General features: G+C 63.1%; 13 protein-coding genes and 1 other RNA gene. 11 read left to right on the top strand and 3 right to left on the bottom strand.

The features are described from left to right. Positions 1-112 precede the first annotated feature (112 nt). The 8 genes from sohB to BUB09_RS14925 all read left to right on the top strand — a co-directional run bounded on the left by sohB (position 113) and on the right by BUB09_RS14925 (position 7,497). Entirely contained in the window at positions 113-1,147 is a 1,035-nt protein-coding gene (gene sohB / locus BUB09_RS14960) for a protease SohB (RefSeq protein WP_072898952.1), read from the top strand. A 203-nt stretch (positions 1,148-1,350) separates the two neighbouring features. Next, positions 1,351-3,735, top strand: coding sequence for a DUF1302 domain-containing protein (locus tag BUB09_RS14955; protein ID WP_072898830.1), 2,385 nt, complete (start codon positions 1,351-1,353; stop codon positions 3,733-3,735). Positions 3,736-3,857: 122 nt separating this feature from the next. Continuing rightward, positions 3,858-4,490: a YbhB/YbcL family Raf kinase inhibitor-like protein gene (locus BUB09_RS14950; protein WP_072898950.1), complete on the top strand. Its 633-nt coding sequence runs from the start codon at positions 3,858-3,860 to the stop codon at positions 4,488-4,490. A 96-nt stretch (positions 4,491-4,586) separates the two neighbouring features. After that, positions 4,587-5,978 (top strand): DegQ family serine endoprotease, encoded by a 1,392-nt coding sequence (locus tag BUB09_RS14945; protein ID WP_072898828.1) that lies wholly within the window; start codon positions 4,587-4,589, stop codon positions 5,976-5,978. 126 nt (positions 5,979-6,104) lie between these two features. After that, positions 6,105-6,299: a hypothetical protein gene (locus BUB09_RS14940; RefSeq protein ID WP_072898826.1), complete on the top strand. Its 195-nt coding sequence runs from the start codon at positions 6,105-6,107 to the stop codon at positions 6,297-6,299. Further along, complete coding sequence (locus BUB09_RS14935) at positions 6,296-6,631, top strand: cell division protein ZapA (RefSeq protein WP_084083479.1); 336 nt, start codon at positions 6,296-6,298, stop codon at positions 6,629-6,631. Before BUB09_RS14940 ends, BUB09_RS14935 begins: the two co-directional genes overlap by 4 nt. A gap of 96 nt (positions 6,632-6,727) precedes the next feature. Continuing rightward, a non-coding RNA gene (gene ssrS, locus BUB09_RS14930) (6S RNA) lies at positions 6,728-6,911 on the top strand. 7 nt (positions 6,912-6,918) lie between these two features. Continuing rightward, complete coding sequence (locus tag BUB09_RS14925; protein WP_084083488.1) at positions 6,919-7,497, top strand: 5-formyltetrahydrofolate cyclo-ligase; 579 nt, start codon at positions 6,919-6,921, stop codon at positions 7,495-7,497. 55 nt (positions 7,498-7,552) lie between these two features. On the opposite strand, the gene BUB09_RS14920 is transcribed toward BUB09_RS14925, so the two are convergent. After that, a complete protein-coding gene (locus BUB09_RS14920) occupies positions 7,553-8,002 on the bottom strand; it encodes a styrene oxide isomerase (protein WP_072898825.1) in 450 nt (149 codons plus the stop codon). Positions 8,003-8,191: 189 nt separating this feature from the next. Between BUB09_RS14920 and BUB09_RS14915 the strand changes: the two genes are divergently transcribed. From BUB09_RS14915 to BUB09_RS14905, 3 genes are all read left to right on the top strand, one after another. After that, positions 8,192-10,954: a winged helix-turn-helix domain-containing protein gene (locus BUB09_RS14915; RefSeq protein ID WP_072898823.1), complete on the top strand. Its 2,763-nt coding sequence runs from the start codon at positions 8,192-8,194 to the stop codon at positions 10,952-10,954. 158 nt (positions 10,955-11,112) lie between these two features. After that, a complete protein-coding gene (locus tag BUB09_RS14910; RefSeq protein WP_084083478.1) occupies positions 11,113-12,021 on the top strand; it encodes a metal-dependent hydrolase in 909 nt (302 codons plus the stop codon). 72 nt (positions 12,022-12,093) lie between these two features. Further along, positions 12,094-12,435, top strand: coding sequence for a 2Fe-2S iron-sulfur cluster-binding protein (locus BUB09_RS14905; protein WP_072898819.1), 342 nt, complete (start codon positions 12,094-12,096; stop codon positions 12,433-12,435). A 110-nt stretch (positions 12,436-12,545) separates the two neighbouring features. Here the strand turns inward: BUB09_RS14905 and BUB09_RS14900 are convergent, their stop codons facing one another. Beyond that, the gene (locus BUB09_RS14900) at positions 12,546-13,007 is read right to left on the bottom strand and encodes an EVE domain-containing protein (protein ID WP_072898817.1); all 462 of its coding nucleotides are present in this window, start codon (positions 13,005-13,007) and stop codon (positions 12,546-12,548) included. 83 nt (positions 13,008-13,090) lie between these two features. Next, positions 13,091-13,738 (bottom strand): putative outer membrane beta-barrel protein, encoded by a 648-nt coding sequence (locus tag BUB09_RS14895; RefSeq protein WP_072898815.1) that lies wholly within the window; start codon positions 13,736-13,738, stop codon positions 13,091-13,093. Positions 13,739-13,755: the final 17 nt, after the last annotated feature.

Below are 13,755 nucleotides of genomic sequence, written 5' to 3'. Positions count from 1 at the left end.
CAAGGGATGTACCCACCCAGTTCATCGGCCTGAATGGAGTCGCTCGCCGGCATAATCTTACCGATGCTTGGCCGTCCTGGCCGAGTCAGCGAACTTCCAGGAGCATCGTTCGATGCAGTATTTCGCCCAATACGGGCTCTTTTTGGCCAAATGCATCACGTTTTCCGTGCTGATCCTGCTGACCATCGGCGGACTGGTCACCATCCTGCGGTCCACGAAACAAAAGTCTCCGGCGGGCCAGTTGCAGATACGGGACGTCAACGAGCGTCTGCGCGAACTGGCCGACTCCCTCAACGCGGAATTGCTCGATGCGGCCGAACTGAAGCGCCATCAGGCAGATCGCAAGAAGTCGCAAAAGCAGGCCCGCAAGCGCGCCAAGCAGCCGGCGGCAACGGTCAGACCCCGCTTGTTCGTGCTCGACTTCTGCGGTGACCTGCAAGCGTCAGCGGTTGCAAGCCTGCGCGAGGAAATCAGCGCGCTGCTGCAGATCGCCCGCGACAGCGACGAAGTGCTGTTGCGCCTCGAAAGCGCCGGAGGGCTGGTTCACTCCTATGGCCTGGCCGCGTCCCAGCTGGTGCGCTTGCGCCAGCGTCGGCTCAAGCTGACGGTGGCCGTCGACAAGGTCGCCGCCAGCGGCGGCTACATGATGGCCTGCGTCGCCGATCGGGTGCTGGCGGCGCCTTTCGCCATCGTGGGGTCAATCGGCGTCGTCGCCCAGATACCCAACTTCAATCGCTTGCTTCGCAAGCACGACGTCGACATTGAGCTGCATACGGCCGGGGAACATAAGCGCACGTTGACGATGCTGGGCGAAAACACCGAAGCCGGCCGCGCCAAGTTCCGCGAAGAGATGGAGCAGACGCACGCCCTGTTCAAAGCGTTCGTCGCCGAAAACCGCCCCGTTTTGGATCTGACCCGGGTGGCGACCGGCGAACATTGGTTCGGGACGCAGGCTTTGGCTCTGAAGCTGGTCGATGGCATCAGCACTTCGGACGATTACCTTCTGAGCCGCATTCGCGATGCTGACGTCTACGAGCTTCGATTCCGGCGTCGGAAGGCACTCAGCGAACGCATCGGGGATAGCCTCGGCCACTGGGCGACCGGCCTTCGTCGTGCGGGTCGCAACGCGCTGATCAACGAGTTCTGATCCGTTCGACAGGCCGTCGCCGACGTCACCGTGTGGCTTCCTGACGTTCGCGATCGTTGATAACCTGAAGCGATTATCGGGCGCGGAGAGGCCCGGCAGCGCCCGTGGTGCTGCGTCATTCCCTAGAACTAGAACGCGCGTAGCTGGAGATCCCGATGGTCGAGCCCCAACCTGGCCGGCGCCACAGTGCGCCGGTTGTTCTCATGGCGTTGCGTTTCCGACCCCGCTCGCTGTGGTTGCTCGGCCTTGCGGCGACAGCGCCGCTAACGGCCCAGGCCACGAGCTTCGACTTTGGCCTCGGCGGCGAGTCACTCAATGGTGTCATCAACACCAACATTAGCGTCGGCGCACAGTGGCGCGTCGAAAACCGCGCCAACGACCTAATCGCCAAAAACAAGGTCAATCCCAACTTTTGCCCGGTGGCGGCCAATGGCGCCGGTACCTCATGCCAAGGTCACTTGGACTACGCCAACGCCGGCCATCAGGCGCTGGGGCTCAACAGCGCGATCGGTGAAGGTTCGGCCGCCAACCAGGTCGCCGTCGATGCGCCCGGCCAGTTCTCTAACAACCACGACGACGGCAACGTCAACTACGACCGTGGTGATCTGACGCAGGCTGTCGGCAAGCTGGCGATGGACATCACCGCGCATTACCGCGGCTTCGACCTGTTCGTACGGGCCTACGGCTTTTACGACGCCGAGAACCACGACCGCCGCGACTTCAGCCCGAACACGCAGACCGTCAACAGCACCAGCGGACCGGGGCAGATCCGCCGCGGCATCGGTGAACCGACGACGCGTGTCCGCAACGGGTCCACCGAGCGGCAGATCGGCATCGGAGCCCGGCTGCTCGATGCGTATATCTCGACGGTTGTTCCGCTGGGCGAGGAGCGCGACCTGACGCTGAAGCTGGGCAACCAGAACATCAACTGGGGCGAAAGCACGCTGCTGGTCGTGGGCAGCCTCAACTCGTTCTCCACGCCCAACGTCAACGCGCTGTACCGCCCGGCGTTTCTGGAACTGTCCGAAGTGCTGGAGCCCACGCCGGCGTTCATGGTGTCGACGACGATCGTGCCGGACGTCAGCATCGAGGCGTTCTACCAGTACAACTGGCGCCCGGCGCTGATCCCGCCGGCCGGCTCGTATCTGTCGACGGTCGATGTCGGCTCCGACAACCAGCGCGACTACGTGTTCGTCGATTTCGGCAAAGCGGCCGAAGACCCGGATCGCCTCGGCTTGGCCGACCAGCTGATGCTGTCGGCGATCACGGACACATCGGGCACGGTCGAACTGCTGCCCGAGAACGAAGCCAAAAGCAGCGGACAGTTCGGCGTCACGCTGAAGTACTACGCAGAGTGGCTCAACAGCGGCACCGAACTGGCGCTGTATGCTGGGCGCTATCACAGCCGGTTGCCCTACCTGAGCTTCTATGAGGGTGAGTACGGCTGCCTGTCCGGGCCGGACGCGTTGCAGCCGGCCGCGATGGGCTCGGACAAGACCGTGCAGGACACGCTCGGAGTGATGCAGGCCTGTCCCGGGCTCGACTCGACGCTGTTCATCACCAACGCCTTGCCTGGCGCCATTGCCCCGCCGGTACGCGACCAGCGCATCGGCACCAACGGCAGCGCCTTTGTGCTCGATACCGCCAAGGCGCGGCTCGAGTACCCGGAAAACATCGACCTCTACGGTTTCAGCTTCAACACGGCATTCGGCGACATTTCACTGCAGGGCGAGATCGCCTACCGTCCCAACCAGCCGCTGCAGGTCGACGATACCGACCTGGCATTCGCCGCGCTGCAGAACATCTTCCCACGCGGCAACGGCACCGGCGCTCAGGGCGATAGCTACGACTTCGGTTTCGCCGGCGACATTCCCGGCCTGCCGCCGGCACTCGGCGGCGTCGGCACGATCGCGCAGTTGCCGGGTGCACGCTACGGCATTCCTGATTTCGTATCGGCCTATCGTGGCCAGGACCCACTGGCCTATCTGCCGGGGCAGTACATCCGTGGCTGGGAAGAGTTCCGCACGGCCAACTACAACCTCGGCATCACCAACGTGATCGGCCCCAACAACTGGCTCGCAGCCGACCAGATCCTGCTGATTGGTGAACTCGGCGCGTCACAGATTTTCGATCTGCCGTCGACCGACCGACTCCAAATCGAAGGCCCCGGCACCTTCACTCACGCCAGCGCCGGCACTGACGGCACCGGTGCGGATGGCTCTTCGCAGTCGAACTCGGCCGTGATCGGCCCGTCCGGCATTCGCTTCAACCCGACTCAGCAGAAGGATGGCTTCGTCACCGACTTCTCCTGGGGCTATCGTGTGGTCAGCATCCTGCGCTACGAAAATGTCGTGCCCGGTGTTGGCGTGGAACCCACCATCGTGTGGTCGCATGACGTGTCGGGCGTGTCGCCGGGCCCGGGCGAAAACTTCGTCGAAGGTCGAAAGATCGTGATCGTCAGCACGACGATCCGCTTCTCCCAGGCCTGGAATGCTGCGATCGGCTACACCAGCTTTTTCGGTGGCGGCAGCCACAACCTGCTGCGTGACCGCGATTTCGCCCAGGTCGGCCTTCGCTATCTGTTCTAGCTCCGCATGGCGTGCGCTGGCCGGTGCCGGCGACGCTGTCACATAATGACGGGATCACGCCGGCAATGGCCGGCTTCTGTTTCGAACCGCCTCGGCTCTATACGACCCTCAGGACGATCCGCATGAAATTGACCAGCAAATCCTTCAACGACGGCGGCGTGATCCCGGGCCGCTGCGCATTTGCCGTCAAGGCGCCCAAAGGCCATATCAAGCTGTCGGACAATCTCAACCCGGAACTGAGCTGGAGCGGCGCGCCGGCCGGCACCCGGAGTTTTGCGCTGCTGTGCATCGACCCGGACGTGCCGACCAAGCCCGATGACGTCAATAAAGACGATCGCGAAGTCCCGCTGAAGCTGCCGCGCACCACATTCACGCACTGGGCGATGATCGATATCCCGGCCAGTGTCACGTCGATCGACGAAGGGGCCTGCTCCAGCGGCATCGTCGCTCGCGGCAAGCAGCAACCGGCCGGTCCGGACGGTTCGCGCCAGGGCATCAACGACTACACCGGCTGGTTTGCTGGCGACGCGGACATGGGCGGCACCTATTTCGGCTACGACGGCCCCTGCCCCCCTTGGAACGACAGTGTCACGCACCACTATCGGTTTGAAGTGTTCGCGCTGGACATCGAACGTTGCAGTGTTGATGGCGCTTTCACCGCCGCCGACGTGATCGCGGCGATCAAGCCGCACATCTTGGCCAGCGCCAGCCTGACCGGCCGTTACAGCCTGAATCCGCGCATTCGCCTGAACTAGCCGCCGACGCCGCCACGCATCGAACTCGCGTGACGGCTTACGGTCCCTGGACGCAGCGTTTGCACCGCCTCCCTTTGCGCTACTGAGACCGATTCGATGATCCGACCTCTGTTCAAGCATCTTGCCCCGCTGAGTCTGCTGGCATTGTCATTCGGGACGGCCCTTCCGGCTCAGGCTCAGGTCCAAGGCACGCTACCGCTGCAGCAGGGCATGCCGTCGCTGGCGCCGATGCTCAAGCAAGCGACACCCGCGGTGGTCAACATCGCCGTGACGGCCAAATCAGAAGTCCAGAATCCGTTGCTGCAGGACCCGTTCTTCCGTCGCTTCTTCGAAATCCCCGACGAGCCGCAGGAGCGTGAATCGCAGGCCGTCGGCTCGGGCGTGATCGTCGACGCGGTCAAGGGCTACATCCTGACCAACAACCACGTCGTCGATCAGGCCGAGACGATCAAAGTGCGCCTGGTCGATGACCGTGAGTTTGACGCCAAGCTGATCGGCAAAGACCCCGACACCGACATTGCCCTGCTGCAGATCAAGGCCGACAACCTCAAGGCGCTGGTCGTCGCCGATTCGGACAAGATCGAAGTCGGCGACTTCGTCGTCGCCATCGGCTCGCCGTTCGGCCTGCGCACGACGGTGACCTCGGGCATCGTCAGCGGCCTGGGTCGCTCTGGCATGGGCACCGGCTATCAGGACTTCATCCAGACCGACGCATCGATCAACCCCGGCAACTCGGGTGGCGCACTGGTCAACCTGCGCGGCGAACTGGTCGGCATCCCGAGCCAGATTCTGTCGCGCAGCGGCGGCAACATCGGCATCGGCTTCGCGATCCCGACCAACCTCGCCAAGCTGGTGATGAACCAGCTGGTGCAGTACGGGTCGGTCGAACGCGGCCGTATCGGCGTCGGCGGCCAGGATCTCGATCCGGCGCTGGCCAAGGCATTCGGCTTGAGCAGCACGCGCGGCGCCGTCATCAACCAGATCATGCCGGGCTCGCCCGCCGAGAAAGCCGGCTTGAAGAGCGAGGACATCGTGCTCAAGGTCAACGGCCGCGAGATTTCGAGCTTTGCGCAGCTGCGCAACATCGTCGGCCTGATGCGCGTCGGCGAGAAGGTCGATCTCGACATCCTGCGCAACGGCAAGCCGCGCACGGTGTCGGTGGTGATCGGCAAGGCGGAAGAAGCGACCGTGACTGGCGGCAAGGATGGCAGCGGCGATCTGCATCCGGCGCTGGCTGGCGCGGTGTTCGCCGCGGTCGACGAGGCCACGGCCAAGCGACTGCGCACTGGCGGCATCCAGGTCCGCGAAGTCGCGCCCGGATCACCGGCCGCCCGCGCCGGCCTGCGCCCCGACGACATCATCCTCAGCGTGAACCGCCAGCCGTTGGCCTCGGTCGAGCAGTTCCAGCGCTTGGCCGGCCCCAAGGCCGGTGAACTGCTGCTGCACATCCAGCGCGGTGCAGGCGCCTTGTTCCTGATCATCCGCTGATCATCGCCAGCCGATCGCTGCTGCGATCGGCTGCGTTCAACACGGCCGCTCTTCCGCTCGCCGGGAGAGCGGCTTTTATTTGAGCGCCGCGGCTATACTCAGGCCACACCTCTGCCGCGCCGCACCATGCTGGAAGCCGAACTCGAGCAACTCGAACAGCGCATACAGCGACTCGCTGCCGCCTACCGGCAGGCGCGTCTTGAAGCGCGTCGCGCCCAGCAGGAACGTGACCGGATGGTGGCCCTGAACAACGAGCTGCGGCGGCGCATCGAGGGCATCGTCGAGCGCGTCCGGCTGCTGGAAACCGAGCAAGATCCGTGAACGACAAAGTCTCCTTCGACAGCGACGGCAAGAGCGAAGCACGCAGCGTCACGGTGCGGATCATGGGCCGCGAGTACACGGTGATGTGTCCGGCCGAAGAACATGAAGCACTCGTGGCTTCCGCCGATTATCTGAACGAGCGGATGACCGCGATCCGCAAGCGCGGCAAGGCGCTCGGCGCCGAGCGCATCGCCGTGATGGCGGCGCTGAATATCGCGCGTGAGCTGCTGGAATTGAAAGGCTCCGACTCGGTGGCACAACCCGATGACGCCGCGCTGGCGCGCGTGCGCCAGATGCGCCTGGACATCGACTCGACGCTTGCATTGGAGTGACGGCGCGCCGCGACGGTCACTGCGGCGCGACCAGCGGCAACAACGCATCGCATTCTGGTCGGGCGACAGCGCAGCGCGGTGTTATCATGGCGCCGGTGTCTCCTGCGGCGTTCGACAATCGCTCTAATCCCCTTGAGCCTAATTGCAAAACCCCGGGAGCCAATTCTGTTTGGGCGTGCAGGCCCGCGTTATCGGCGGGAAGCCCGAAGAACGGATTGCGGCACCCACTTGAGACCTCGTCTCAAGGTACCGAGCGAATGACGGCGCAGGCGGGAGACACCGCTCCCATTCCGTCAGCGGCGGACAGCAAGCAGCTGCTCCGCCGCCAGTTGCAGGCGCAACGCGCCGCGCTGCCATCCCGATATCGTCACCACGCTGCCCGGCACTGCGCACGGCACGCACTGCGTGCGCTGCGCTTGCGTGGCTGCCGCCATGTCGCGCTGTATCTGGCGTATCGATCCGAATTGTCGACCGCTCCGCTGATCGACGCGCTGCTTGACGATGGGCTGCATGTCTATTTGCCACGTCTGGTCGGCAAGCAGATGCGCTTGATCGAGTTGCATGCCGATACCGCGCTGCAACGCAATCGCTACGGCATCATCGAACCCTGCGGCAGCGTCCATGCGCGGCGAACCCAACTCGATGCGATCGTCATGCCCTTGACCGGCTTTGACGGCGCGGGCAACCGCCTCGGCACCGGCGGCGGGTATTACGACCGGCTGCTGGCCGGCAGCGCTGCGCAGCGTCGACCGTGGCGCCTCGGCTATGCCTACGCGCTGCAGCGCTGCGATCGCGTGAGCGTCGATCGCTGGGACATCCCGCTGCACGCCGTCTGTACCGAGCACGGACTGCAGCGCTTTACTTGAGCTTCATCCCAGCAGCGCGTGCGCTGCGGATTTCATGCGCATCGCAAATCAGGCGTCAGCGCTCGGCTTTGGCGCCGAACATCAAGGCGACCGCGACCATCAGCGTGATCGCGCCGAACACGGCCGGCAGAAACGCGAGCGCGCCGGCCAGATTGCCCTCTCCCAGCGCATTGCCGGCGTACGACAGACCGTGGTTCGGAGCGAACATGCCGAACACATAGAACATGAAGTTGCCCCACACGGCGATGATCACACCCCAGCAGGCGATCGCGGCTTTGCGGGGCGTCATCGACAGCCGGTTCATGGCGCCTCCGAGCGCGATGGCCATGATGCCGTTGGTCAGCATGCCCAGATGGAAGATTCGCCACCCTTGCGGGGTGCCAGGCGGAATCCAGTCGATGAAGATCGACAGAGGCCACAGCGAAATCCCCTTGGTCATCGAGTACGTCAGGGCAAATCCACCGACCAGGGCGATGAAGATCGCGGCGAGGCCGTTCTTCGTCATGCGATTCGCTTCGACTCTGTGCACGGGCTAAGTCCTTGATGGCTTGAGTTGAATGCGCCATAGGTTAGGAGCACCGTCGAGCGAAGGCCCCGATCGTTCGATCGGGGCACCTGCCCAACGGACGGGTAGTATGCGCGGCAACTTTTACACGCGGCCGCGTCGACCCCCAACAGCTCGAAGGTCACCACCTTGGTCGCCAAGACTTCCTCACACAGCATCATCACGACCAAGCTGAGCGCACCAGAGTGCGACGGCAGGCTGATCACACGGCGCGCCTTGTTCGACGCGTTCGTGCGTACCCAGGGCAGCATCCTGACCGTGGTTGCCGCCGCCGGCTCGGGAAAGTCCACGCTGCTGGCGGAGATTCATCAGTCACTCGCCACGAGTGGAACCGGTCTGGGCTGGATCAACCTCGACCCGGATGACGACACGCCCTCCAACTTCGCCACCTACTTGGTGGCAGCGCTGATCCGTCTGGATCCGGGCGCGAAGTTCGATGATCTGATGCTGCAAGGTCGTACACCGTTTCGCGACATCGAGCCACTTTTCCGGCGCCTGCTGGCGCATGTATCCAACCTGCCGCGGGATGCGGTTCTGTTTCTGGATGATTTCCAGCACATTCAGAACGACGTCATTCTGTTCTTCCTGAACAAGCTGCTGGCCTCCGCGCCGCCCACGCTACGCGTCGTCATTGCCAGCCGGCAACGCATCCCGCTCGATCTATCGCGATTCCGGCTTCGTAATCGATTGATCGACGTGCAACAGGAAGACCTGAGCTTCTCTGCGCAACAGGCCTACGACTTTTTGAAGCTGTCGCATGGCGTCGATCTGGGGCAGAAGGATCTGGCGCTGCTGCTGGAAACGACCGAGGGATGGCCCACCGGCTTGCAGTTGGCCGGGCTCGCACTGCGAAAGCATGCGTGCCAGACGAGTCAGCTCATCGAGAAGTTTTCCGGCCGGGATCGCGATCTGTCGACCTACTTGATGGAAGTGGTGCTGCGCAGCCAGCCCGAGGCCGTCCGTCAATTCCTGCTCGCCACGGCACCGCTGACCCGCATGTCAGCCGGATTGGCTGCGGCCGTGTCAGGGCATCCAAACGGTGCGGCGATGATCGAGCACTTGTCGCGTGCCAATCTGTTTGTGATCGCCTTGGATCGGGAAGGCGGGTGGTATCGATATCACCACCTGTTTTCGTCGTTCCTTCAGGATCAGGTCACCGCGACAGACCCGACGTTGCTGAGCCGGGTCTTCGAACGCGCCTCGACCTGGTGTGAAGCGCAGGGGCTGACGACTGAAGCGATCCAGTACGCACTGGACGGCCAGCATTACGACAGAGCCTGCGACCTGATCGCCACCCATGCCGCGACGCTGACGATGCGGCAAGGCGATCACTACACGGTACTCGAGTGGATGCGGCGACTGCCGGAGCGGTATCACTTGCGGACGCCGGAACTGGCGCTGGCGCACGCCTGGGCGCGCGCGTTCTCGCGCGACAGCGACCGCGCGACAGCCATTGCCGACCGTGTTCTACAGCAGTTGCGCAGCCAAGACGGCTGGAACCTGCCGCAGCAGGCGGTCACGGAGCAATCGTTCGTCGCCCGCGTCATTCAAGTGATGGCCAGCGGCGCCAACGACGAGATCGATAACGCGATCGAACTGGGCATCGCCCTTCGAAAAGAGCTAGGGGACGACAGGCCGTTTCTCACATCGTCGATCTGCAACACGCTCAGCTACGGCTACTTTGCTCGTCAAGAGTTCGAGCTGTCCGCGCGTACCGCATCGGAGGCCTACCGGGCAGGTCATCGGGCTGGCGTACCGTATCCGACCGTATGGGCGATCTTTCTGCAAGGCGTGGCAGCCCTTGAGATGGGGCATGTCCGCAGCGCGTTCGAGCATTCTGGCCGCGCGGTGGACTGTGCTCATACTGCGGAATCCAGCAGGGGCTATTCGTCGGCGATGGCCGCATTGCTGAGTGCCGAGGTCGCGCTGCAACGCTGCGATCTGGATCGCGCTGCTGAGTTCATGGGCTTAGGCCGCTCGTTCACGGCGACATTTGGTCCCTTGTATCCGCTGTTTCTGGCCTACCGCATCGATGCCCGTTTATCCGCCCTGAGAGGCGAGCCCGACCACGCCCGCCGGATCCTGATGGACGGACAAGACACGGCGCTGAGCATGGGCCAGCCGCGGCTGTATCTGAATCTGGCGATCGAAGAAGTCACCTTGCGCCTCAACGCCGGCGACATCACCGGCGCGATGGAATCGGTGGCGCGCACGCAACTGCTCGAAGATCGGACGCTGAAACAGGCCACGACATTCCGTGGCGAACATGACGCCCTGAAGCTGCTGCGCGCGCGACTCGCGCTGGCCAACGGCGACGCTGCGTTGGCGCTGCGCTTGATCACCATGCTGCTGCAACAGCAGCCGTCGACGGGTAGCGTCAGCTTCGCGCTGACGCTTCGAGCGGTTCGGGCACATGCAATGTGGGCTGACCAGCGACCCAGCGATGCGATTCGTGAACTCGACAAAGCCCTCTCCTCGGCCGCGCTGGAGCAGCACGCCTATCCCATCGCGCATGCCGGACCGGGCTTGATTCCGATACTCAAGGCCATCGTAGAGCGGCGCGGTGATGCCCCGCTGGGCGGCGACCTGCGCGTCAAGCGCGCACTGGAAAGCACGCTGCTCACCACGTTATCGACCGAGGATCAGAGCCTGGCAATCGCCGCGACGGGCGCGGCGCTTCACGATGCGAAGCCGACCGAGACACTGACCGATCGAGAGATCGAGTTGCTGCGACTGGTCGAAGCGGGGCTGGCCAACAAGCAACTGGCCGATGCACTCCTGATCTCCGAGTCAACGGTGAAGTGGCACCTGCACAACATCTACTCGAAGATCGGTGTCGGCAGCCGGACCGCTGCCGTCGCGCGGGCGCGCGAGCTGACGATGCTCAAGTAGCCAATCCGGGTTGCCCGCGTCACCGGTACGGCTGAGCGTCGCGTCGCGGTAATCGCGACGATGCGCGACCCGCGACGATCCAGATCGAACGATCGGGGTCTGGATCGGGCACTTGAGTGACACTCTGCTGACGTAATCGTGCGCAGAGGAGAACCGACATGACAACGCAGACTGACCACCCAATGGACGGATTCCCGGTACGTCCACTGGTTTTTGATGTCAAGAAAGTCGATCCGGAGAACCTGGTCTGGAGTCGCACCTCGCCCTGGTTCTCGATGTTCATCAACGCTCTGGGGCTCCATGTCCCCTACTTCGAGCGCTATCTGATTCGTGCTCTTTCCAAGGCCAAGACCCACCTCGACGATCCGCGGCTACTGCGGGACGTCGGCGCCATCATCGGCCAGGAAGCGCATCACGCGAAGAACTTCATGGAGTTCAATCAGGCGCTGGTCAAGCGCTATCCGAAACTGGCGCGTTACGAGGCCGAAGCCAAAGCGTACTTCGGTCAGCGAGCACAGACCGACACACTCAAGGAGTTGGTCGGCTTCACTGCTGGCTACGAGACGTTTACGTTTCTGGCGGGCGCCTTGGTGCTGCAGAACCATGACAAGTGGTTTGCCGACGCCGATCCGGTCGTCAAAGCGATGTGGATCTGGCACCAGGTTGAAGAAGTCGAGCACGGTGCGGCCGCATTCGAGGTCTACCAGGCGCTGTTCGGAAAACACACCTGGTATCGCCGGCGCATGGTCATCGCCGCATTGATGCACATCGCAGGCGAAACCCATCGCGCATTCGTCCATATGAGCTGGCGTGAAGGCTGGTGGCGCAATCCGTTCTACGGCATGGCCAGCGTCGCGTTCTGCTGGATCATGCTGGCACGCTTTGCATGGAATGCATTGCCCGTGCTGCGCGGCAACTATCATCCGCATCAGCATCCGATCGTAACCACCGAGCAGAACCCGATTCAGATCGCGTGGCGCCGCTTCGAGAAGGCCGGCGGCAACGTGCTCGAAATCGATCACCAAAAGATGGCGGAGATGATGGGCGTCGCCGCCCCCAGCGCCTAGCCTCTCACGTCGGAGCGCGACCCCGTCGCGCTCCGACGCTTTGACCACCCTCAACGCAAGGATTCACCGATCATGTCCAATGGGGACGCAAGCTCCATCCGGTTTTGCTACATCGACATTGAAGGCGTGTCGCATCAAGTCACTGCAACCGCTGGCGACACCTTGATGTCCGTGGCGAAGAATCACCTGATTCGCGGCATCGATGGAGACTGTGGCGGAAGCTGCGCTTGTGGCACCTGCCATGTCGTGCTGACGCAGGCTCTGCAGCAACGCTTGCCGCTGCACGATGAGGCCGAAGCTGACTTGCTGGCCTTCATCGGCTACAGCCCAGCACAAGGCCATCGACTCGGCTGCCAGATCACCGTCACGCCCGACTTGGAAGGCAGCGTCATCACAGTGGGTACGATCGACTGATCGCGGCGACTGTCAGCAGACCGCCTTGCGCCGCTGGTGAGCTTCGACACGCAAGAAGCCGCGACGGATTGGACGCAGCGCAAGCCGCTCATCAGCCGTGATGCGGGGAATCAGCCTTCCACCATCGACATGATTCGCTTCCATTCGGCCGCGTTGACCGGCAGCACCGACAGGCGGTTGCCTTTTTGAAGCAAGCGCATCTCGGCCAGCTTGGGCTCCTTGCGCAGCGCCTCCAGGCTGACCAATGGAAACTGCTTGACGAACTGCAGATCAACGGCAACCCATGTCGGATTGTCGGGTTTCGACTTGGGGTCGAAGTAGTCGCTTGCCGGATCGAATTGAGTCGGATCCGGGTAGGCGGCCTTTACGACTTTCATCGTGCCCACGACCCCGGGGGCTGGGCAGCTCGAGTGGTAGAAGAAAGCGAGGTCGCCCAGCTTCATGTCGTCGCGCATGAAATTGCGCGCCTGAAAGTTGCGAACGCCGGACCAGGTCGTTGTCTGCTTGTCTGACCGGATCAGATCCTCGATGCCGAACTCATCCGGCTCCGACTTCATCAACCAATAGCCCACTCTGTGCTCTCCGACTCGATAATCGCTTGCCGCTGACACGCCCGATCCCAGCGGGCGTCATCAGCTGACGCCCGCGAAGCGGATCAGAACACCAGCCGAAGGCCGGCGCGCGCTTCGCTGATTTTCAGATCCACGTTCTGGTAGCCCAGATCGCTGGAACGATAGTCGGCGAACAAGCCCAGGTAATCGTTCAGACGGACATCAAGACCCACGTTGTACTCAAAGCCGTCGTACTCGTTGCCACCGCGATCCAGCCGCAGATAGCCGACCGCACCGGTGAACGCCACGCCCTTGATACCCAACCAGCTGGTCCGCAGGAACAGGCCGTAACCATCGGCCGTGGTGTCGTTCGTGTCGGCTCTGTCGTCATCGATCGACTCGTTGATGTAGTCAGCCGACACGCCGAAATAACGCCAGTAATAGCCACCGCCGACGCGGTAGTTGTCGCGATCGGCACTGCCATCGAACTCGGACGTCTGGTATTCGCCGTCCAGCGCGATGTGCTCCGAGATTTTCAGCAGCCCCTTGATGCCATAGCCGTCGCCATCAACCTTACCGCCGACCGACTCATCGTCGACGGTCACCGTGGTCTCCAGCTCCGCCCATGGCTGGTGATAAAGGTCGATGAAGCCAGCAAAGTCACCGAAGGTCTCGGCGGCGGCACTGCCGCAGTACGACAGACCGGCCAGCACCAGAACGGCAGCAGCAGCACGTGGTTTTTGAAAGCGCATCGAATGCTCCCTGTTGT

Origin of the sequence: Hydrocarboniphaga daqingensis (assembly GCF_900129825.1) — a bacterium.
Classification (GTDB): Bacteria; Pseudomonadota; Gammaproteobacteria; order Nevskiales; family Nevskiaceae; genus Hydrocarboniphaga; species Hydrocarboniphaga daqingensis.
This window is presented reverse-complemented; position numbering and strand designations above follow the sequence as displayed.